This is a genomic window from Pseudomonas sp. NPDC078416 (genome assembly GCF_050268485.1).
Classification (GTDB): domain Bacteria; phylum Pseudomonadota; class Gammaproteobacteria; order Pseudomonadales; family Pseudomonadaceae; genus Aquipseudomonas.
In genome coordinates, this window is the sequence record NZ_JBNNGV010000005.1 from 85,424 (window position 1) to 107,466 (window position 22,043).

At 61.7% G+C, this 22,043-nt stretch carries 16 protein-coding genes; 13 read left to right on the forward strand and 3 right to left on the reverse strand.

Features of this window, described 5'->3' with window-relative positions:
* Nucleotides 1–213 precede the first annotated feature (213 nt).
* From ACQKEN_RS08185 to ACQKEN_RS08225, 9 genes are all read left to right on the forward strand, one after another.
* A complete protein-coding gene (locus ACQKEN_RS08185) occupies nucleotides 214–5,829 on the forward strand; it encodes a putative Ig domain-containing protein (protein ID WP_427684984.1) in 5,616 nt (1,871 codons plus the stop codon).
* Between the two features lie 562 nt (nucleotides 5,830–6,391).
* Complete coding sequence (locus ACQKEN_RS08190; RefSeq protein WP_427684986.1) at nucleotides 6,392–7,747, forward strand: iron-containing redox enzyme family protein; 1,356 nt, start codon at nucleotides 6,392–6,394, stop codon at nucleotides 7,745–7,747.
* Between the two features lie 56 nt (nucleotides 7,748–7,803).
* Nucleotides 7,804–8,745: a methyltransferase gene (locus ACQKEN_RS08195; protein ID WP_427685109.1), complete on the forward strand. Its 942-nt coding sequence runs from the start codon at nucleotides 7,804–7,806 to the stop codon at nucleotides 8,743–8,745.
* On the forward strand, nucleotides 8,742–9,059 hold the full coding sequence (locus tag ACQKEN_RS08200; protein ID WP_427684988.1) for a hypothetical protein: 318 nt from the start codon (nucleotides 8,742–8,744) through the stop codon (nucleotides 9,057–9,059). Before ACQKEN_RS08195 ends, ACQKEN_RS08200 begins: the two co-directional genes overlap by 4 nt.
* 138 nt (nucleotides 9,060–9,197) lie before the next feature.
* Nucleotides 9,198–9,713, forward strand: a complete 516-nt coding sequence (locus ACQKEN_RS08205; RefSeq protein WP_427684990.1) for a DUF4142 domain-containing protein — start codon at nucleotides 9,198–9,200, stop codon at nucleotides 9,711–9,713.
* 133 nt (nucleotides 9,714–9,846) lie between these two features.
* Nucleotides 9,847–10,089, forward strand: a complete 243-nt coding sequence (locus ACQKEN_RS08210; RefSeq protein WP_427684991.1) for a hypothetical protein — start codon at nucleotides 9,847–9,849, stop codon at nucleotides 10,087–10,089.
* A gap of 260 nt (nucleotides 10,090–10,349) precedes the next feature.
* Entirely contained in the window at nucleotides 10,350–13,067 is a 2,718-nt protein-coding gene (ligD, locus tag ACQKEN_RS08215) for a DNA ligase D (protein WP_427684993.1), read from the forward strand.
* A gap of 252 nt (nucleotides 13,068–13,319) precedes the next feature.
* Nucleotides 13,320–14,567 carry a zinc-dependent alcohol dehydrogenase gene (locus ACQKEN_RS08220; protein WP_427684995.1) on the forward strand — a complete coding sequence of 416 codons (1,248 nt, stop codon included), beginning with the start codon at nucleotides 13,320–13,322 and terminating at the stop codon, nucleotides 14,565–14,567.
* A gap of 25 nt (nucleotides 14,568–14,592) precedes the next feature.
* Nucleotides 14,593–14,775, forward strand: coding sequence for a PLDc N-terminal domain-containing protein (locus ACQKEN_RS08225; RefSeq protein ID WP_427684997.1), 183 nt, complete (start codon nucleotides 14,593–14,595; stop codon nucleotides 14,773–14,775).
* Between the two features lie 97 nt (nucleotides 14,776–14,872).
* Here ACQKEN_RS08225 and ACQKEN_RS08230 read toward each other — a convergent pair whose 3' ends face one another.
* Entirely contained in the window at nucleotides 14,873–15,730 is an 858-nt protein-coding gene (locus ACQKEN_RS08230) for an SDR family oxidoreductase (RefSeq protein ID WP_427684999.1), read from the reverse strand.
* A 446-nt stretch (nucleotides 15,731–16,176) separates the two neighbouring features.
* Here ACQKEN_RS08230 and ACQKEN_RS08235 point away from each other — a divergent pair, with 446 nt between their 5' ends.
* Together ACQKEN_RS08235 and ACQKEN_RS08240 are read left to right on the forward strand one after the other, a co-directional pair.
* On the forward strand, nucleotides 16,177–16,557 hold the full coding sequence (locus tag ACQKEN_RS08235; protein WP_427685001.1) for a RidA family protein: 381 nt from the start codon (nucleotides 16,177–16,179) through the stop codon (nucleotides 16,555–16,557).
* A gap of 122 nt (nucleotides 16,558–16,679) precedes the next feature.
* The gene (locus tag ACQKEN_RS08240) at nucleotides 16,680–18,674 is read left to right on the forward strand and encodes a peptidase U32 family protein (protein WP_427685002.1); all 1,995 of its coding nucleotides are present in this window, start codon (nucleotides 16,680–16,682) and stop codon (nucleotides 18,672–18,674) included.
* 56 nt (nucleotides 18,675–18,730) lie between these two features.
* Here the strand turns inward: ACQKEN_RS08240 and ACQKEN_RS08245 are convergent, their stop codons facing one another.
* A complete protein-coding gene (locus tag ACQKEN_RS08245) occupies nucleotides 18,731–19,060 on the reverse strand; it encodes a hypothetical protein (RefSeq protein ID WP_427685004.1) in 330 nt (109 codons plus the stop codon).
* A 286-nt stretch (nucleotides 19,061–19,346) separates the two neighbouring features.
* On the opposite strand from ACQKEN_RS08245, the gene pcsA reads away from it, so the two are divergent.
* The gene (pcsA, locus tag ACQKEN_RS08250) at nucleotides 19,347–20,066 is read left to right on the forward strand and encodes a phosphatidylcholine synthase (RefSeq protein ID WP_133770588.1); all 720 of its coding nucleotides are present in this window, start codon (nucleotides 19,347–19,349) and stop codon (nucleotides 20,064–20,066) included.
* Nucleotides 20,067–20,164: 98 nt separating this feature from the next.
* Here pcsA and ACQKEN_RS08255 read toward each other — a convergent pair whose 3' ends face one another.
* Nucleotides 20,165–20,626, reverse strand: a complete 462-nt coding sequence (locus ACQKEN_RS08255; protein ID WP_237253418.1) for an Lrp/AsnC family transcriptional regulator — start codon at nucleotides 20,624–20,626, stop codon at nucleotides 20,165–20,167.
* A 208-nt stretch (nucleotides 20,627–20,834) separates the two neighbouring features.
* Here ACQKEN_RS08255 and ACQKEN_RS08260 point away from each other — a divergent pair, with 208 nt between their 5' ends.
* Entirely contained in the window at nucleotides 20,835–21,995 is a 1,161-nt protein-coding gene (locus tag ACQKEN_RS08260; RefSeq protein WP_427685006.1) for a cysteine desulfurase family protein, read from the forward strand.
* Nucleotides 21,996–22,043 lie beyond the last annotated feature (48 nt).

Here is a 22,043-nt window from a genome sequence, read left to right on the forward strand (position 1 = left end):
TCCACCCGCCACTTCCAAAAGCGCCAGAAAAGCACATCCCCCTAAACGTCAAACCCCTGACTATCACAGCCATCCAAATGTGCCGACCGTCACAAAACGACGGTTTCCCGACATACGGCGACAACTTTTCCGTTCAGTTAGGTCATACCTGCTGCAGTGCCGATTGGAAATTGGCACGCAGCGTGACCTCAGCCTGTGACCGGAGATAAGTACATGATTTTTAACGTCCAAAATTTTGGCGCCAAAGGAGATGGCGTTTCTGACGACACCGCGGCCGTCCAACAAGCGATCGATGCAGCTGCGGCGGCTGGCGGAGGACAAGTCTATGTACCCCCCGGAACCTACATCGTGTCAGGCGGCGAGGAGCCTTCCGACGGCTGCCTCATGCTCAAGAGCAACGTCTACATGTACGGCGACGGCATGGGCGTCTCCAACATCAAGGTCGCGGACGGTTCGGACACAAAAATCACCGGTGTCATCCGCTCTGCCTACGGCGAAGAGACCCACGACTTCGGGCTGAGCAACCTGACCATCGACGGCAATCGCGACAACACCACCGGCAAGATCGACGGCTGGTTCAACGGCTACATCCCCGGCCAGGAAGGCTACGACTCCAACGTCACCCTCGACGGCGTGGAGATCAAGGACTGCTCCGGTTACGGCTTCGACCCCCACGAACAGACCGTGAACATGGTCATCAAGAACAGCGTGTCCCATGGCAACGGCCTGGACGGCTTCGTCGCTGACTTCCTGAGCGACAGCACCTTCGAAAACAACATCGCCTACGACAACGATCGCCACGGTTTCAACGTGGTCACCAGCAGCCACGATTTCACCCTCAGCAACAACGTCGCCTACGGCAACGGCGGTGGCGGCATCGTCGTGCAGCGCGGCAGCGAGAACATCCCTTCGCCGAACAACATCACCATCACCGGCGGTGAGGTCTATGGCAACGGTGCCGAAGGCGTGCTGATCAAGCTCTCCAGCGAGGTCACCATGACCGGTGTCGACATCCACGACAACGCCAGCGCCGGTGTGCGCATCTACGGCAGCAACAACGTCGACGTCATCAACAACACCCTGAGCAACAACTCACTGGGCGGCGGCGTACCGGAAATCATCATTCAGTCCTACGACGACACCAAGGGCGTTTCCGGCAAGTATTTCAACGGCAGCGACAATACCGTCCAGGGCAACGCCATCAACGGCAGCGCCCTGTCGACCTATGGCGTGGCCGAGCGCAACGAAGACGGCACCGACCGCAATGCCATCATCGGCAACACCATCAGCCACACCACCAAGGGCGACACCTTGGTGTATGGCGATGGCAGCTACGTCAGCGCCACCGTGCCGGTGGTGGCGGTACAAGGCACCGACGGCAACGACACCCTGCAGGGCAGCGACGCCAACGAGATTTTCTACGCTGGCGCCGGCAATGACCTCGTCAACGGCGGCGGCGGCAGCGACATCCTCATCGGCGGCGCCGGGGTCGACAAGCTCACCGGCGGCGCGGGCGCGGACATCTTCCGCTTCACCAGCGAATCCGACAGCTACCGCACCGCGACCACCAGCTTCGATGACACCATCACCGACTTCGACCCGACCCAGGACAAGATCGACCTCGCCGGCCTGGGCTTCACCGGGCTGGGCAACGGCCGTGGCGGCACCCTGCAGGTGAGCTACAGCGCCAGCAACGACCGCACTTACATCAAGGACTACGATGCAAACGCCAACGGCAACCGCTTCGAGCTGATTCTGGCCGGCAACCTCGTCAGTGCGCTGACCGCCGACAATTTCATTTTCAATCGCACCCTCACCGGCACCACGGGCAACGACTCGCTGCAGGGCACTGACTCGGCCGACACGCTGCTGGGCCTGGCCGGCAACGACAGCCTGGCCGGCGGCGCCGGTGACGATCGTCTCGACGGCGGCGCCGGGCAAGACACCCTGAGCGGTGGCGCCGGCGCTGACACCTTCGTGTTCTCAAGCCGCACCGACAGCTACCGCAACTACAACGCCGGCGGTGCCAACCTGGGCGACGTGATCACCGATTTCGACGTCACCGCCGACAAGATCGACCTTTCCAAGCTGGGCTTCACCGGCCTGGCCGACGGCATGAACAACACCGTGTACGCGGTGCTCAACGACGCCGGAGACAAGACCTACATCAAGTCGCTGACCGCCGATGCCGAGGGCAACCGTTTTGAAGTGGCGCTCGCAGGCAACTACCTCGACAAACTGACCAGTGCCAACTTCGTGTTCGCCACCGCCCCGACGGTGAATCAAGCGCCCGTGGTTGCCAATCCGTTGCTGGATCAGAACGCCACCGAAAACACGCCGTTCAGCTATGTCGTGCCCGGCACCAGCTTCACCGATCCGGATAACGACACCCTGAGCTACACCGCCACCCTGGCCGACGGCACCGCCCTGCCGACCTGGCTGATCTTCGACGCGGCGACGCGCACGTTCAGCGGCACCCCGGGCAACACCGCGTCGGGCACCTACGCGATCAAGATCACCGCGAGCGACGCCAGCAACGCCACTGTCAGCGACAGCTTCACCCTCGCCGTACAGGACGTGCCAGTGACGCCGGGCGTGATCAACGGCACGCCGGGCAACGACACGCTGACCGGCACCACCGGCAACGATCAGCTGTTCGGCGGCGCGGGCAATGACACCCTGAACGGCGGCGACGGCAACGACGTTCTCATCGGTGGCGCCGGTGCCGACAAACTCACCGGCGGCGCGGGGGCGGACGTGTTCCGCTTCACCTCGACCCAGGACAGCTACCGCACGGCGACCACCAGTGCCAGTGACCAGATTCTCGATTTCGATGTCGCCGCCGACAAAATCGACGTCTCGGCCCTGGGCTACAGCGGCCTGGGCAACGGCCTCAACGGCACGCTGCAGGTGACCTACAACGCCAGCAACAACCGCACCTACGTCAAGGACAGCGTGGCGGACGCCAGCGGCAACCGCTTCGAATTGTCCCTCGCGGGCAATCTGGCCGGCAGCCTGAACGCCAGTCACTTCGTCTTCGCCAGCCAGAACCTGCCCCCCAACGTGGCGCCGGTGGTGGTGATCCCGCTGCTGGACCAGAACGCGACGGAAAACTCGCCGTTCACCTATGCGGTCACCAGCAACAGCTTCTCCGACGCCAACAACGACACGCTGACCTACACCGCGACCCTCGCCGATGGCAGCGCCCTGCCCGACTGGCTCAGCTTCGACAGCACCCGCCTGACTTTCAGCGGCACGCCCACCAGCACCGCCTCCGGCAACTACACGCTGCTGATCAAGGCGACCGACCCGTCGGGCGCGTCGGTCAGTGACAGCTTTGCCCTGGCCGTGGCCGATGCCCCGGCCAGCACCATCAGCGGCACCGACAATGGCGAAGCGATCGCCGGCACCGCAGGCGCCGATTTGATCCTCGGCCTGGGCGGCAACGACACCATTCGTGCCGGTGCAGGCCCGGACATCGTCGACGGCGGCGCAGGTCGCGACTCGCTGTACGGCGGCGACGGTGCCGACACCTTCCGCTACACCAGCGTCCAGGACAGCTACCGCGACTACAACACCGGCGGCGTCACGGCGACCGACACGATCTACGACTTCACCCACGGCTTGGACAAGATCGACGTCTCCGCCCTGGGCTTCCTCGGTCTGGGCGACGGCAGCAACGGCACGCTGTACCTGAGCCTCAACGCGGCTGGCGACAAGACGTACATCAAGTCCAGCGTTCCCGACGCCGACGGCCATCGCTTCGAGATCGCCCTGAGCGGCAACTACATGAACACCCTCACGGCCGACGATTTCGTGTTCGGCTCCCGGGCCGACCAGGACATCCTGTTCCTGCCGACCCTCGGCCAGTCCAACGCACGTCTGCTGCGCATGACCGAAGACGACAGCCAGTCCGGCACCACCATGCTGGTGGACGGCCTGAGCAAGTACACCACCTACGATGTGCGCAGCCAGTTCAACGACGCCGACGGCAATGGCATCGACATCGCGGTGGGCGGCAGCACGGTCAACGGCCTGTCGACCCTCGGCCCTGAAGAATTGAAACTGTGCTGGTGGCTGACCGACACCGACCAGCCGGGCCCGGCCCTGTTGCGCGCCGTGGCCCTGTTGAACGACCAGCTCACCGAGCTGAAAGCGGTCGACAACGTGACCATGGGCATCATCTGGGGCCAGGGCGAGGAAGCGGCGCAGGAAATCGCCCGCGCCTCGGACAAGGAAGCCGCCGCGGCGGCGTACAAGGCGGCGACCTTGTCGGTGTTCGATTACCTGCACGCGCAGTTCGGCAACTTCAACGTGTACATGATGGAAACCGGTCACTACGACCAGGACGCCGCCCGCGCCCGTGGTTTCTCGGAAGAGAAGATCGCCGGCATCGTCGAGGGCGTCGGCTATGTGCGCGCCACCCAGGAAGCGATCGCCGCCCAGCGTGACGATGTGAAGATTGCGGTGGATTACACCGACCTGCCGTTGCGCCACGAAGTCGACCCGCTGGTCTACCCCGATGACGTCTGGCACTTGCACGAAGAGTCCGCCGAGATCGTCGGTCAGCGTCTGGCCGACTACATCGCCGACGACCTGGGCTTCAAGGGCGACCCGAGCGACAACAACAGCGTGCAGGCGATTTTCGACGGTGCGCAGAACGAAGGCGGCATGATCTTCGGCACCGACCAGGCCGACACCTTGGTGGGCTCGTCCGGCAACGACACGCTGGACGGCGACCTCGGCGCCGACAGCATGAGCGGTGGCGACGGCAACGACATCTACATCGTCGACAACGCCTTCGACAGCGTCACCGAAAGCAGCGACTCGCCCTCCCAGATCGACACCGTGCAGGCGTCGGTCAGCTGGACCCTCGGCGCGAATCTGGAGAACCTGGTGCTCACCGGTGTGTCGGCCATCGACGGCAACGGCAATGACTTGCGCAACTTCATCACCGGCAACGCGGCGGCCAACGTCATCGACGGTGCAGGCGGTGCCGACAGCATGAGCGGCGGCAACGGCAACGACACGTACTACGTCGACAACAGCGGCGACAGCGTGATCGAAACCAACGCCGATCGCGTCTCCGGCGGCATCGACAGCGTACACAGCACCCTGGCGACGTTCACCCTGGGCAGCAACGTCGAAAACCTGTACATCGACAGCATTGATGCGGCCAATGGCATCGGCAACGCCCTGGACAACGTGCTGTTCGCCGGCATCGGCAACAACGTGCTGGACGGTCGCGACGGCAATGACACGGTGTCCTACTACGGCGCGCAAGCCGGCATCACCGCCACGCTCTCGACTTCTGCGCAGCAGAACACAGGGGGCTCGGGTCTGGACACGCTGAAGAGCATCGAGAACCTGATCGGCAGCGCCTTCGCCGACAACCTGACCGGCAACAGCGGCGCCAACGTGCTCAACGGCGGTGCCGGCAACGACACGCTGATCGGCGGCTCGGGCAACGACCGTTTGATCGGCGGCGCAGGCACCGATTCGCTCACCGGCGGCACCGGGGCGGACACCTATGTGTTCGACTCCATCGCCGACATGGGCGTCGGTGCGGCTCGCGACGTGATCAACGGCTTCAAGAGCGCCGAAGGCGACCTGCTCGACTTCAGCGCCCTGGACGCCAACCCTCAGACCCCGGGGATCGACGCGTTTACCTTCATCGGCAGCAACGCCTTTGACAGCAACGATGCGACCGGGCAACTGCGCTTCGCCGACGGGATCCTCTACGGCAGCATCAACGCCGATGCGACACCGGATTTCGAAATCCAGCTGGTCGGCGTCAAGGAGCTGCACGTCACTGACCTGGTTGCCTGAGTCATCGTGTAAACACAAAAACGGCCTCCGCAATGGAGGCCGTTTTTTTGATGGATAGCACACCTGTCGGCCTCTTCCCGGCTAAAGCCGGTCCCACTAAAGCATCGCGTGCATTGACGTCGGTACAGACGATAAAAATGCGTCGAATGTGCTGACCATTCGCCAGCAAGCCGACTCCTACAGGTTATCTGTCCCTCGCGAATCTTCGGCTGGATAGCGATCCGCTGTAGGAGCGCGCTTGCCCGCGAAGACGTCGGTGCAGACGATAAAGATGCGGCGGACACACCGCCGATTCGCGAGCAAGACGGCTCCCACAGTAAGCCCCGGCAACACCCAAAATCAGTGGCAGACGCAAACCGCAGGGGCCGGTGTGTTGTGGCGGCTACACGCGCGGAGGTCGGCTCACGCTGTACGATTTTTGGTCCGCGCGGCGTCGAATGAATCGAAATCCCGGCCACTCATCTGCCGCAGGTGTCGATCATCGACTGCCCTGCAACTCGATGGAATTTTAGCGAACTGCCTCCCTCTGACCTACATATCAAGAAAAGTCAGCAGGCTACCCATGACCTCTTTACAGCTACTTTCCGAGCGTTCTGCCACGGCGCATGTATCCACCGGTGCCCACTACTCGTTGTACTCCCGTCTGCTGCGCGGACAGGTGGAAGGCGAGCAGGATAACGTTCGTGACTTTCTCCAGGAGCAACTGGAGATCGCGAAGAGGCTGCCGTCAAACCTGCCTGCCGACCTGAACGAACTGTCGGCATGGGTGGCCAGTAACAGTCATTCGGTTGCCGAGCGTTACCGCGTCTATCTGGAGGAACGCCGCGCCGGCGGGCCCCGGAAGTTCTTCACCAACAAGGCTCACGCGCTGTACTTCCTGCAAAGCGTTGCGCCGAGCAAGCTGGTGGACGGCGCGTGGCTCTATGGCACGGTCAAGCACGCCAACGACTGGCGCTACCACGGCCTGATCCGCACCTACCTTGAAGAACTGGGCGACGGCGAGCCTGCGCTGAACCATGTGGTGCTGTACCGCAATTTGCTCACCGAACACGATTGCGCGCCCATCGCTCCGCTCGACGATGCGCTCTATCTGCAGGGCGCCATCCAGCTGGGTCTCGGCCACTTGAGCGACGAGTTCCTGCCGGAAATCCTCGGCTACAACCTCGGCTACGAGCAGCTGCCACTGCACCTGTTGATCACCTCGTTCGAGCTGAGTGAACTGGGCATCGACCCGTATTACTTCACCCTGCACGTGACCATCGACAACGCCAGTTCGGGCCACGCCCACAAGGCGGTGCAGGCCGTGCTGGACCTGTTGCCGAACGACGACAGCAAGGGTGAATTTCTCCAGCGTCTGCGCGCGGGCTATCTGCTCAACGATCTGGGGATTGGTTCGACCGACATCGTCCGCGCTTTTGATCTGGAAGAAGAAGTGGTCTCGATGCTGGAGACCAAAAGCACCTTCGGCCAGCACATGCACTCCGACTACTGCCGCCTTGAAGGCCGCACCATCAATGACTGGCTCGCCACCCCTGGCCAGAGCCGTCAGCTGCTGGGCGCGCTGGAAGATCGCGGCTGGATAAAGCGCAATCAAGACCCGCAGGACAGCCGTTTCTGGCAACTGATCGACGGTCCCGGCGCCGTGATGTTTGGCGTCTTCAGCGGCTACGAAATGCAGCTGTTGAAGGACTGGATTGCCGGAGACTGGCAGGCGTCGGAGCAAAGCAATCCCTTCCGCACGCGCTTTCGTCGCCGCCCTGTGGCAACACCCGATATCCCACAGCCGCGCAACGCCCCTGCCCTGCCATTCGAAAAACTGGTCGAGCTGATCGCTCCCGATTCCCATCCAACGCCGGAAGGTCTGGCGGCCACCCGAATTTATGCTCGCCAGTTGGCGCAAGGAAGCCTGACACGATGAACCAGCAGACATGGCTTGAACCGTCCCTCGAAGCGTCGCATGCCAGTACGCCTGAGATGACCGACGAAACTCACGATCTCGCGCTACTGCAACTGGGCCAGCGCCTCCAGGGTGAAAGCTATCGCTTCATGACGGTCACACCGTTGACCCATCAGAGAGTCAACGGGCGTGAGCAAAACCGCAAGGCCGGTAGCCTGCGCGACGTCTTCGGCTGGAGCCGCCCCTTCGAAACCGGCCTGCTGGACGAAGCCGAGCTCGAAGGGTTGCTCGCCGCCGGTGTACTGCGTGCCCACGCCGGCATGTGGGTCAGCGAAGTGCGTTGGTCGAGCCTTGATGACTTGCTGTTCGTCCACTCCGCCTTTCCCACCGTGGCTCACGATTCGGTGTTCTTCGGCCCCGACACCTACAGATTTGCCCAGGCCATTGAAGAACATCTGCGCACGTCGACGCACCCGATTCGCACCGCCGTCGATATCGGTTGCGGCAGTGGCGTTGGCGCGATCCTGGTCGGGCGTGCCCGCCGGGATGCCAGTGTGCTGGCCGTGGACATCAACCCCACCGCCCTGCGGTTTACCGCCGTCAACGCCTCGCTGGCCAAGGCCGACAACGTCGTCGCCTACCACAGTGACATTCTGGCGGGGACCACCGGCGAGTTCGACTTGATCGTCGCCAACCCGCCGTACATGAAAGACACACAGGAACGCGCCTACCGCCACGGCGGCGATCAGCTGGGGTCTGAGCTTTCCGTGCGCATTCTCGCGCAAGCCATCGAGCGACTGGCACCGGGCGGCAGCGTGTTGCTGTATACCGGCGCGCCTTCGGTTGACGGGGTTGACCTGTTCCTTGAGCAGGCGCGAAAGCTGATTGATCGTCCTGACCTCGCCTGGTCCTATCGAGAGATGGACCCCGACGTCTTCGGTGAAGAGCTGGAAACCGAGACCTATCAGGAAGCTGATCGCATCGCTGCGGTGGTGCTGACGGTGACACGGGTTCAGTGAAGTACCCGACGACGCCAGACGGTCGCTACTTCGTCGTCAAGGGCCAGTTGTGGCGCTGCAGCAACCCGGCCCTTGGTGAAGAAGAGCGACAGCAGTGGGTCAATGCGTTGATGAAGGCGCGGCAGGCCGTCAAGTCCGCCAAACATGACGATGATCCCGTCGCGCTTAAAGCGGCCCGCGCTTCGGTCAATGTGGCAAAGATTGCACTGGGTGAGCGCGGTCCGGCGTGGTGGCCCGACGGTGCTGCGGACTTCAATCGCTACAAAGCTGTTAACACGCCCTACCGGGAGTGGTTTGAATCACTGCAGCACTGAGTTATTGACGAATCAAGTCAGGCGAAAGATGACCTGCCGGCGGCTCCTTATTAAATTCGCTGAACGATTAACGGGCGCATTGCGTCGGAACAAGTACGGGCACTCAAGCCACGTCAAGGACAGAAGAGGAACTTCACTATGGCAAATCTCATTCAGACTTCCGCACTCGCATTGTTGATGGCCATCGGCAGCCAAGGCGCTTTCGCTGCCCAGGACAATGACGACTTTGTCGAAGATGCATCCGCCAAAGGTGTGGCAGAAGTTGAAGCCGGCAAACTTGCGCTGGAAAAAGGTACTTCTGCGGATGTTAAAGCGTTCGCGGAAATGATGGTTAAAGACCACACCGCCGCTAACACCAAATTGAAGGGCATTGCTGACACCAAGAAGCTGGAAGTGTCTGACGACGCCATGCTGATGGACAAAGCGAAAGCAATGATCCTTGAGCTGCGCAGCTCGAAGTCGTTTGATCAGGCGTACGCGAACAACCAGGTTGTCGCCCACGAACAAACCATCGAGCTGTTCAAGAAGGAAGCCGCTGACGGCAAAGACGCTGATCTGAAAGCGTTCGCGACGGCTACCCTGCCTAAACTGGAAGAGCATCTGACCCACGCCAAGGCCTTGGCCAAGGCACACGGCGGTGACGCGGCTAAATAATTCGGACGATGCCTGTCACGGGCTGAGTCGAATCGTTGGTCGAAAGAGGCAGGGTTTAGATACCCTGCCTTTTTCATATTTGTCAGTGTTCAATAACGCCATCCACGCCTACCCCTATAACGTGAGGCCCGACATGAGCAATGCAACCCGCAATCAAATGGCCGTTGTGCTCAATCAGCTAAACGAACTTCGCAGCAGCGTGAACGAACTGTTCCGGCTTGAATTATCCGAAGTCACCGAGCTCACCGGGCATCAGACGGTGGACGACAAACAGAGCATCGCCCAATGCTTCGCCACGCTGGAAGCCTCCATCGTCGACATGGAGCAGACCCTCGCGATGTTGGCGGAAGCGACTGAACAGCGTGGGGTTATTTAGGGTTTCTACTATTAAGGCCAGCCCATCGATTTTGCAGTGTCTGCGCCGACGCTTTCCCGGCTAAAGCCGGTCCCACTATCAGACCGCGCGTTATCCCGTGGCCTGACTTCAACTTGTAGGACCGGCTTTAGCCGGGAAGAGGACCATTCAGGCGCCATCATTGTTGAGGGTGTAACGAGAGGGTCGACCGGATCCCGGAACTCCGCCCTCCCCGCGAACTCTGCCTTTAACAGACACATGCCCCAGGGTGAGGGATTTCCATGAGCGCCGGACTGGACGAATACAACCGCAAGCGCGATTTCGACGCGACGCCTGAGCCGTCCGGCAGCACCCAGAAAAAGCGCGCTTCGACCAAAAAGGCCGCCCATGCCCTGCAGTTCTGCATCCAGAAGCATGACGCCTCCCGCCTGCATTACGACTTCCGTCTCGAAATCGACGGCACGCTGAAAAGCTGGGCCGTGCCCAAAGGCCCCTCGCTGGACCCCAAAGCCAAGCGACTGGCCGTGCATGTGGAAGACCATCCCGTCGAGTATGCGACCTTCGAGGGCAGCATTCCCGAGGGGCATTACGGTGCGGGCGACGTCATCGTCTGGGATCGCGGCGTGTGGACACCCCTCTCCGACCCCGCCGAAGCCTACGCCAAGGGCAAACTCAAATTTGAACTACAGGGCGAGAAGCTTGGCGGCGTGTGGAACCTGGTCAAGACGCACATTCCCGGAAAGCAGGAGCAGTGGTTTCTGATCAAGCATCAGGACGAATTCGCCCGCCCGGAAAGCGACTACGACGTCGTCAAGGCGCTGCCCGACAGCGTGCTCAGCGAGCGCACCCTGATTCCTAAAAAACGCGGGGGCAAAACCGCGTCATCCGGGGCGGCTTCGTCTGGCTCGGCAAAATCCAGATCGGCAAAGTCCGCGCCTGACGAGCCACGGCCAGTAGAGAAAGTCCCTGCCCCTCGGAAAAAATCCACCAAGGCGCAACTGGTCGGCGCCGAGCCCGCCGAGCTGCCGGACCTCATCAAGCCGGAACTGGCCACGCTGGTGGAGTCGGCGCCCGAGGGTGACTGGCGCTACGAGATCAAATTCGACGGCTACCGGGTCATGGCGCGGGTCGCCGACGGCAACGTGCAGCTGTTCACCCGCAATGGCCATGACTGGACGCACAAACTGCCCCGCCAGGCCGAAGCCATCGCCGGGCTCGGTCTTGAGTCAGCCTGGCTGGACGGCGAAATGGTCGTCGCCAACGATGACGGCGTGCCCGACTTCCAGGCCCTGCAGAATGCCTTCGAGGCCGGCCGCAGCGGCCACATCATTTACTACCTGTTCGACATGCCTTTCCTGAACGGCATGGACCTGCGCGAAGTGCCGGTGGAGCAGCGTCGCGCCGCACTGTCCATGGTGCTCGAGCGGACCGACGACGAGATCCTCAGGTACTCCGAGGACTTCGCCGAAGTGCCGGAAATCCTGCTCAACAGCGCCTGCCAGATGAAGATGGAGGGCCTGATCGGCAAGCGCGCCGGCAGCCCCTATGTGTCGCGCCGCAGCGGTGACTGGATCAAGCTGAAGTGCAAACGTCGCCAGGAATTCGTGGTCGTGGGCTATACCGATCCGAAGGGCGCGCGCAGCAAATTCGGCGCGTTGCTGCTGGGTTTGCACGATGCCGACAGTGGAGAGCTGAGGTACGCCGGCAAAGTCGGCACCGGCTTCAATGAAGCGACACTGGGCACGATCTACGACCAGCTAACGCCGCTCAACGCGAAGAAGGCTGCGGTGGTGAATCCGCCCACGGGCTTTGAAGCCAAGGGCGTGCACTGGCTCAAACCGGCACTGCTGGCGGAAGTGGCGTTCGCCGAAATCACCAAAGAGGGATCGGTGCGGCATGCGGTGTTCCATGGCCTGCGTACCGACAAGCCAGCGGAGTCGATCACCGAAGAGCTTCCGGTTGCGGCGCCTTCCGCCGGTCAAACCTTCGAGCCAGAGCAGGTACCAGAAGAGCCGGAAGAGGCGCCAAAGCCCTCGGCCAAGCGCAAACGCGCAACAGCATCCAAGGCAGTCAAGTCTGAACAAAGCCGGCCGGGATCTGCGGCCTTAACCGACACCAGAACGGGCAAGATCCGCCTGACCCACCCCGAGCGGGTGATCGATCCCACCAGCGGCGCGACCAAGCGTGACCTTGCCGATTACTACATCCGCATTTCCGACTGGCTCCTGCCGCAACTGGCCCAACGCCCGGTGGCGCTGGTGCGTGCACCGGAGGGCATCAGCGGCGAGCTGTTCTTCCAGAAAAACGCCGACCGCCTCGCCATCCCCGGCATCGAGACCATGGGCGAGGAGTACACCGGCCACCCCGTGATGCTGATCAACAACATCGAGGCGCTGATCGGTGCCGTGCAGATGAGCGCCATGGAGCTGCACACCTGGAACGCCGTTACCAAGAATCTGGAGCGGCCGGACCGTTTCATTCTCGACCTGGACCCTGATCCGGCGCTGCCCTGGAAAACCATGGTGGAAGCCACGCAACTGACCCTCGCCGTGCTGGATGAACTGGGGCTCAAATCGTTCCTGAAAACCAGCGGCGGCAAAGGGATTCACGTGGTTGTGCCGCTCACGCCGAAAGCGGACTGGGACGCCGTGAAGGATTTCAGCCACGCCATCGTCAAGCACATCGCCAGGCTGCTGCCGGACCGGTTTTCGGCGGTGTCGGGGCCGAAGAACCGCATTGGCAAGATCTTCATCGACTACCTGCGCAACGGCCTGGGCGCCACCACCATCTGCGCGTATTCGGTGCGCACCCGGGAAGGCCTGCCGGTGTCGGTGCCGATCCATCGCGAAGAGCTGCTGGAGATCAAAGGCGCCAACGCCTGGGACATCAACACCGTCCACGAACGCCTCGCCGAACTGGACCGCGACCCTTGGGCGGACCTGGGTAAAACCAGGCAGACCATCACCGCAGAGATGCGCAAGCGGGTTGGGCTCAAGTAGCCCAGCCACGCACACGCGCAGGACCGCGATGACAGAGTGGGACCGCGTGCTCATTGCAGGACTGGCTTTAGCCGGGAAAGCGTCAGCAAACACACCGCAGAATTGATGGCGCACACACAGCCCTCTTCCCGGCTGAAGCCGGTCCCACTGACGCACCGCTAATCCCCCCACCGCAGCAAAGTCCTGAACTAAACCTCTCGCCGCCTGCTCCGCTACTTAGTTACCCCTGATTAATCGCGGAGAAAAACCACAATGAGAGCACTCACCTACCACGGCGCCCATGATGTAAAAGTCGACACCGTCCCCGATCCGGTCATCGAGCAAGCGGACGACATCATCCTGCGCGTGACCGCCACGGCGATCTGCGGCTCCGACCTGCACCTGTACCGCGGCAAGATCCCCACCGTCGAACACGGCGATATCTTCGGCCACGAATTCATGGGCATCGTCGAAGACACCGGCTCAGCCGTGACCGCCGTTCAGCGCGGCGACCGGGTGGTGATCCCCTTCGTCATTGCCTGCGGCGAATGCTTCTTCTGCAACATGGACCTGTACGCCGCCTGTGAAACCACCAACACCGGTCGCGGCGCGATCATGAACAAGAAGGCCATTCCACCAGGGGCCGCGCTGTTCGGTTTCAGCCACTTGTACGGCGGCATCCCCGGCGGACAGGCCGAATACGTGCGCGTACCCAAGGCCAACACCGGCCCTTTCAAAGTCCCCGGCACGCTGTCGGATGAAAAGGTGCTGTTCCTCTCCGACATCCTGCCCACCGGTTACCAGGCGGTGCTCAACACCGGCATTGGCCAGGGTTCGAGCATCGCCATCTACGGCGCGGGTCCTGTGGGGTTGATGGCGGCGGCCGTTGCGCGGATGCTCGGCGCCGATCAGATCTTCATGGTCGACCATCATGCCTACCGGCTGGCCTACGCCCAGGCCACCTACGGCGTGATCCCGATCAACTTCGATGAAGACGACGACCCCGCTGACACCATCATTCGGCAGACCAAGGGCATGCGCGGCGTCGACGGCGTGGTCGATGCGGTAGGGTTCGAAGCCAAGGGCAGCACCACCGAAACCATTCTGACCAACCTGAAAATCGAAGGCAGCAGCGGCAAGGCCTTGCGCCAGTGCATCGCCGCCGTGCGCCGTGGCGGCGTGGTCAGCGTGCCGGGTGTATACGCCGGTTTCATCCATGGCTTCCTGTTCGGCGACGCGTTCGACAAGGGCCTGACCTTCAAAATGGGCCAGACCCACGTGCAGCGCTACCTGCCGGAATTGCTCGGACACATCGAAACCGGCCGCCTTGCGCCCGAAGCGATCATCAGCCACCGCATGTCTCTGGAGCAGGCCGCCGAGGGTTACAAGATTTTCGACAAGAAACAGGAAGACTGCCGCAAGGTCATCCTGACTCCGGGCAGCGCTGAAATCCCTCTGACGGTGTCCGTGACTGAAACTGAAAATGAAACTGGAACGGTCATCGGCATCCCCGCCATGTGATCCCGCGCGCACCGAGGACAATGAAATGGAAACACTGTTCTCGATCGCCTTGGCGATCATCATTCTGCTGGTGGACGTGTGGGCCATCGCCAGTGTGTGGCGCACCAATAAATCGTCCGGCACCAAGGTTGGCTGGACGGTGCTGATCGTTATCTTCCCGGTGATCGGCGCCGCCATCCGGGTCATCGCCGGGCCACGGCGGGTTTAACAGCGCACGAAACGCCGAACGAAAAAAGGGGCTGCATGGGCAGCCCCTTTGCTGTTTGCGTCTTCTGATCGCGACACAGCAGCCCTTACAAGACCCGCTACAGAATCGGCTTGCCGCCGGTCACGCCATAACGTGTCCCCGAGATGTAACTGCCTTCGTCGGAGCCCAGCAGTACATAGATCGGTGCCACTTCAACCGGTTGGCCAGGACGGCCGAGGGGCGTTTCTTCACCGAAGCTTTTCACGTCGTCGTCGGTCATGGTCGACACAATCAGCGGCGTCCAGATCGGGCCGGGCGCGACGCTGTTCACACGGATGCCGCGCTCACCCAGCAATTGCGCCAGGCCGGCGGTGAAGTTGGCAATGGCGCCCTTGGTGGCTGCGTAGGGCAGCAGCGTCGGCTTCGGCGAATCGGAATTGACCGAGCTGGTGTTGATGATCGAACTGCCCGCCGCCATGTGGGGCACCGCCGCCTTGCAAATGCGAAACATCGCGGTGACGTTGATATCGAAGGTCTTCACCCACTCCTCGTCGGAAATTTCCTCGAGGGTCTTGTGGGACATCTGGAATGCGGCGTTATTGACCAGCACGTCGATGCGACCGAATTTTTTCACCGTTTCATCGACGATGGCCAGGCACTGAGCTTTATCGGCCAGATCCCCCGGCAGCAGCAGGCATTGACGGCCCGCCTCTTCCACCCAGCGCGCGGTTTCCTTGGCATCTTCGTGCTCATCGAGGTAGGAAATCGCCACGTCAGCACCCTCGCGGGCATAGGCGATCGCGACTGCGCGGCCGATGCCGCTGTCGCCGCCGGTGATCAGCGCAATCTTGTTGCTCATGCGGCCCGAGCCCTTGTAGCTCTTCTCGCCGCAATCCGGGTAGGGCTCCATTCTGCTCTGATCGCCAGGCACTGGCTGCTGCTGAGGCTTGAACGGCGGTTTCGGGTAATCGGTCATGGGGCTCTCCTTGGAATAGTCCAACGCAAACGGTCAGCGTGAAGGGTGGACTGAAGGCCCGGGGGATGAGTTCGGAGTTTTTCGAAACGGCTGTGTCAGGCGGTTTAATCGGGGCTATCACCACGGTTTCGATTATTTCCACATCCGCAACACTGTATTGCGAAATGTTAGCTAGCTAACGGAATTTACCGCTGCTACTTTCAATCACGTTGAATCCGCCGATTTGACAACCCCCCCGGAGCCGCCTTCACGTCAGAGATAACGTGACGGCGGCTCGCTTTTTTTGTGCCGGCCCCAGGCTTATCGGTATGAAGCCTGAAGCGGCCCCGTGCTGACTCGTCCCGCCGCAAACGCTGTCAAGCCTCCCTTTTCCCTTCCGAGTCGGACATCATGACCGCCGGCCGTTTCCTGGCCCGTCATTCCTACATTCGGAGAAGAGCATCCCCATGGCAAACCACGACATCACCTTCACGCCGGATCCCGACGCCGATTCCATCTCCTCGGACGTCGCCGGTTTCGGCGGTCTGCTGGTTTCCACGCAGATCCCCACGCGCGCTGACGGCAGCCTGGAACTGGGCGGTATCGTCGAGCAGAGCGAGTGCACGCTGCAGGCACTGAAAGTGGCGCTGGAGCGGGCCGGCAGTTCCATGGACCGCGTGTTGCACCTGACCATCTACCTCACCGACATGGCCGATCGCGCAGCCTTCAACCAAGTCTACAAACGCTTTTTCGCCAAACCCTGGCCTGTGCGCGCGGCTGTCGGCGTTGCCGCGCTGGCCGTCGAAGGCATGCGCGTGGAAGTCACGGCGATGGCCGCCAAAGCCTGATCCCTCCGTTTTCCTGGCGCCCCGCTCAACAGGCAGGCGCCATCGGGCAGCCGACGGGTGCCGGTCAGGCGATTCGCCGCTACAATGCGCGCCTTGACCGTGACCGTGCCGACTAAAAAAATATGTCTCTGCCCAAACATCACCTGGAATTGCTCAGCCCTGCCCGCGACGTGGCCATTGCCCGCGAGGCCATTCTGCATGGCGCTGACGCGATCTACATTGGCGGCCCCAGCTTCGGCGCGCGCCACAACGCGGCCAACGACGTCAGCGAAATCGCCCAACTGGTCGAGTTCGCCCGCCGTTACCACGCCCGCGTCTTCACCACCATCAACACCATCCTTCACGACAACGAGCTGGAACCGGCGCGCAAGCTGATTCACCAGCTGTACGACGCAGGCGTCGACGCGCTGATCGTGCAGGACCTCGGCGTGATGGAGCTGGACATTCCGCCCATCGAGCTGCACGCCAGCACCCAGACCGACATCCGCACCCTGGAGCGCGCACGCTTCCTCGATCAGGCCGGCTTCTCGCAGCTGGTGCTGGCCCGCGAGCTGAACCTGCAAGAGATCCGCGCCATCGCCGATGAGACCGATGCCGCCATCGAATTCTTCATTCACGGCGCGTTGTGTGTGGCCTTCTCCGGTCAGTGCAATATTTCCCACGCGCACACCGGGCGCAGCGCCAACCGTGGTGACTGCTCCCAGGCCTGCCGCCTGCCCTACACGTTGAAAGACGATCAGGGCCGCGTCGTTGCCTACGAAAAACATTTGCTGTCGATGAAAGACAACAACCAGAGCGCCAACCTGCGCGCACTGGTGGATGCGGGCGTGCGCTCGTTCAAGATCGAAGGTCGCTACAAGGACATGGGCTACGTGAAGAACATCACGGCCTATTACCGTCAGCGTCTGGACGAGATTCTCGAAGACCGCCCGGACCTGGCCCGCGCCTCCAGCGGCCGCACCGCGCACTTCTTCCTGCCGGACCCGGACAAGACCTTCCACCGGGGCAGCACCGACTACTTCGTCACCGACCGCAAGATCGACATCGGCGCGTTCGATTCACCGACCTTCACCGGCCTGTTGGTGGGTGTGGTCGAGAAAGTCGGCAAGCGTGACTTGCAGGTGGTCACCCATGAGCCGCTGTCCAACGGCGACGGCCTCAACGTGCTGGTCAAGCGCGAAGTGGTGGGCTTCCGCGCCAACATCGCCGAGCCCAAAGGCGAGTTCGAAGAAGACGGCGAGAAGCGCTACCGCTACCGCGTCGAGCCGAACGAGATGCCGAAAGGCCTGCAACTGCGGCCCAACCATCCCCTCAGCCGCAACCTCGATCACAACTGGCAGCAGGCGTTGCAGAAGACCTCGGCCGAGCGCCGCATCGGCCTGTCATGGGTGGCGCGTCTGCGAGAAGAACGTCTGGAACTGGTCGCCACCAGCGAAGAAGGCATCAGCGCCCGCGTCGAGCTGAACGGCCCGTTTGGCGTCGCCAACAAACCGGAGCAGGCGCAGGAGCAACTGCATGATCTGCTCGGCCAGCTCGGCACCACTGAATACCACGCGACGGCCATCGAGCTGGACGCGCCCCAGGCGTTCTTCATTCCGAACTCGCAACTCAAGGCCTTGCGCCGTGAGGTCATCGAGAGCTTGACCGCCGCTCGCATCCAGGCGCACCCGCGGGGCGCCCGCAAGCCGGAAACCACGCCGCCACCGGTTTACCCTGAGGCGCACCTGTCGTTCCTGGCCAACGTCTACAACGAGAAGGCGCGGCACTTCTATCACCGTCACGGCGTGCAGTTGATCGACGCCGCGTATGAAGCCCATGAAGAAAAGGGCGAAGTGCCGGTGATGATCACCAAACACTGCCTGCGCTTCTCCTTCAACCTGTGTCCGAAGCAGGCCAAGGGCGTGACCGGCGTGCGCACCAAGGTGGCGCCGATGCAACTGGTGCATGGCGATGAAGTGCTGACGTTGAAGTTCGATTGCAAGCCGTGCGAGATGCACGTGATCGGCAAGATCAAGGGCCACATTCTGGGTCTGCCGCATCCGGGCAGCGGCGTGCAGGTGGTGGGGCATATCAGCCCTGCCGACTTGCTGAAAACCATCCCCCGGGGTGCGCACTGATCCTGCTATCACGTTGATTGCTCGCGCTGCGCCTCCAGAGCCGCAGCGCGGGTGAATCAGCGCCTGGCGACTTCGTGCTTGATGCAGCCTTCGTAATACACCTGTTTAACGCTTTCCGGCCGCAGTTTCGAAGGGCTGTCGTACGTCTGCTCGGTGATGCCCAGCGCGCTCATGCGCATCCACTGCTGGGCGAAGTGCTGGGCCTGCATCTTCTTGCGGGCGCCGTACAGTGTCAGGCCGGACAGTTTGTATTGCTGAGCGGCACCCGCCATCCCTGCGCCCCAGGTGCAGAGGTCGCGTTCGTTCTTGCTGGGACTGCGCGCGAAGGCGTGGGAAGTCATCAATGCGAGAAGACAAAAGGTGAATGAAGCCCTGAGAAATGACATGCGATTCCTTTCCTAAGTGACTGATCAGGCGTGGATTCTGACGAGGTATGACGTTCGAAGGGGCCAGCATATGGCCTGCTTTGTCGGCCAGCCGACCAATGACACCTGCGCCGCACCGTTCCATCGCGCGGCGTCACATTTGGGTAACGAAAGCGTGCGCCGCCTGCTACCGTGTAGGGGTTACGTATGAACCTTATCGACCGATCCCCGGTCGATAGATGCACCTCTGGTTCCGTCGACCGCTGCCGTACCCGACCGAACCCGCTTATTTCCAGAAGGACCGTCCATGATTCCAATTCAACGCATCGCCTGGCTCAAGGCCTGGGGCGCCCATGGTTTTACCGCTACGGGGGTGGTGCTCGCCTTTCTCGCGACCATTGCTCTGTTCGATAACCAACCCAAGGCGTGCCTGCTCTGGCTGGGCTTTGCCCTGATCGTCGACGGCGTAGACGGCTCCCTGGCGCGCAAGCTGAACGTGCAGTCGGTCCTGCCGCACTTCGACGGCTCCGTGCTCGATCTGGTGATCGACTACCTGACCTACGTGTTCATCCCCGCCCTGTTCATCTACCGCTACATCCCGCTGCCGGAGTACACCCTGCTGCTGACCACCTCGATCATTCTGGTGTCGTCGCTGTTCTGTTTCTGCAACGTCGAAATGAAAAGCAAGGACAACTACTTTCAGGGCTTCCCTGCCGCCTGGAACGTCGTTGCGCTGTGCGTTTACATCCTTTCCCCGGCGCCGTGGCTGACCTTTATCACGGTGATCTGCCTGGCGCTGCTGACCGTCACACGCATGAAGTTCCTGCACCCGTTCCGCGTGCGCCGCTTCATGCCCCTCAACATCGCAGTCACTGCCGTCTGGTTCTTCTGCAGCTTCCTGCTGGTCATGAACCACCCGTACAACGCGTCGGTGACGCTGTTCGTATGGTTGGCCATGTCGGCGTACTTCTTGGGGATCTGCATCTGGCGCACGTCGATGGAATGGATCGATAAAGCCCGCGTCTGATTCTTCCGACGGCGTTCTTCGACGCACAAGAAAGCAGCCCTCTTCGGATGGCTGCTTTTTTTTTGTGCGGGGTTTAGACCAGGCACTTTGATGCGGGTTTAGAGGGTGTAATTCAACGGCAGCTGGGTCGTTGACTTGATCTGCTCCATGGCGAAGCTGGAACTCATGTCGGTGATGCCCGACAGCTGGATCAGCTTCTTGTAGACGGCGTCATAGCCAGCAATGTCCGGCACCACGATCCGCAGCATGTAGTCGGTGTCCCCGGCCATGCGGTAGCACTCAACCACTTCAGGCAGCGTGGCGATCAGATCATGGAAACGACCCAGCCACTGGGCGTTGTGCTGGTTGGTGCGAATGGCGGCGAAGACCGTGACCGCAACGTTCAGCTGCCCGGGGTCCAACAACGCCACCCGCCCGCGAATCATGCCCTGCTCTTCGAGCTTCTGTACCCGACGCCAGCAGGCGGTGCTGCCAAGACCGACGCTGTCGGCGATTTCCGCGATTGGGCGGGTGCAGTCGTTTTGCAGAATGCTCAGGATGGCCTGGTCGAATTTGTCCATGGAATGCGCGGTAGCCTCAGTGACGTCATATGCCGGTAAGCGATAAAGATAGGCCAAAAAGCGCAAGGCAGAAAATAATATTCCAATAAATTCTCACTTACCGAAATAATATTCTAGTCAGCGGGGAAATCTCCGTTGAGGAATCAATTTTTTTTCAGCCTGACGCTAGTAGTATTTTCTGCACGACGGACAGAGCAGAAACCTCCCAGTGAAAACACTCCCTTGTTATTTCGATTACGCCGCCACCACACCAGTCGATGACCGCGTCATCCAGGCCATGGTCACCTGTCTGGGCCGGGAAGGCACCTTCGGCAACCCGGCCTCCAGCTCCCACGCCTACGGCAATCAAGCCCGCCGGGCCGTTGAGTTGGCGCGCCGTCAGGTCGCGGAACTGGTGGGCTGCAGTGCCGATGCCCTGGTCTGGACCTCAGGCGCGACCGAGTCCAACAACCTGGCGATCAAGGGCATCGCCCCTAACCCCAACAACGGCGCCCGCCGCCACCTCATCACCAGCACCATCGAACACAAAGCCGTCATCGACACCGTCCGCCAGCTTGAGCAGGCCGGGTGCCCGGTGACCTGGCTCGAACCCGACAGCTGCGGCCTGATTCACCCCGACGCCGTGCGCCACGCACTGCGCGACGACACGCTGCTGGTGTCGCTGATGCTGGTGAATAACGAGCTGGGCACCGTCACCGACATCGCTGCCATCGGCCAAATCGTCCGTGAACACGGCGCCCTGTTCCACGTCGACGCCGCCCAGGGCGCTGGCAAACTGGCGATCGACTTGAGCGCATTGCCGGTGGACCTGATGTCCTTCTCCGCACACAAAACCTACGGCCCGAAAGGTATCGGTGCCTTGTACATCGGCGAACGCGCACGGCCGCTGCTCGAAGCACAGATGCACGGCGGTGGCCACGAACAGGGTTATCGCTCCGGCACCCTCGCCACCCACCAGATCGTCGGCATGGGCGCGGCGTACGCACTGGCCAGCGCTGAAATGGACGAGGAAGTTGCACGCATCAGTGCGCTGTCGGCGCAACTGCGCGAAGGCCTGCTCAGCCTTGACGGCGTGCGCCTGAACGGCGATCCAGAGCAGCGCGTTCCCCATACGCTCAACCTTTGCATCGACAGCCCGGGTTTTAACGTCGCCAGCCTGGCCACTGAGCTGGCTGTGTCTTCTACGTCAGCGTGTAACTCCGCGAGCAGCAGCGTTTCTCACGTGTTACTGGCGCTGGGGCTGAGTCAGGCTCAGGCCGGGAGCAGCTTGCGGCTGAGCTTGGGGCGTTATACAGAGGTGGGTGATGTGGAGAAGGCGATTGCGGTGATTGCCGGGAAGTTGAGTGCGCCTGCGGCGACGTTTTGGTGAGAAGGTCAGTTGGATCGCAAGGGACTGATTTATTTACAGCGCTTTACT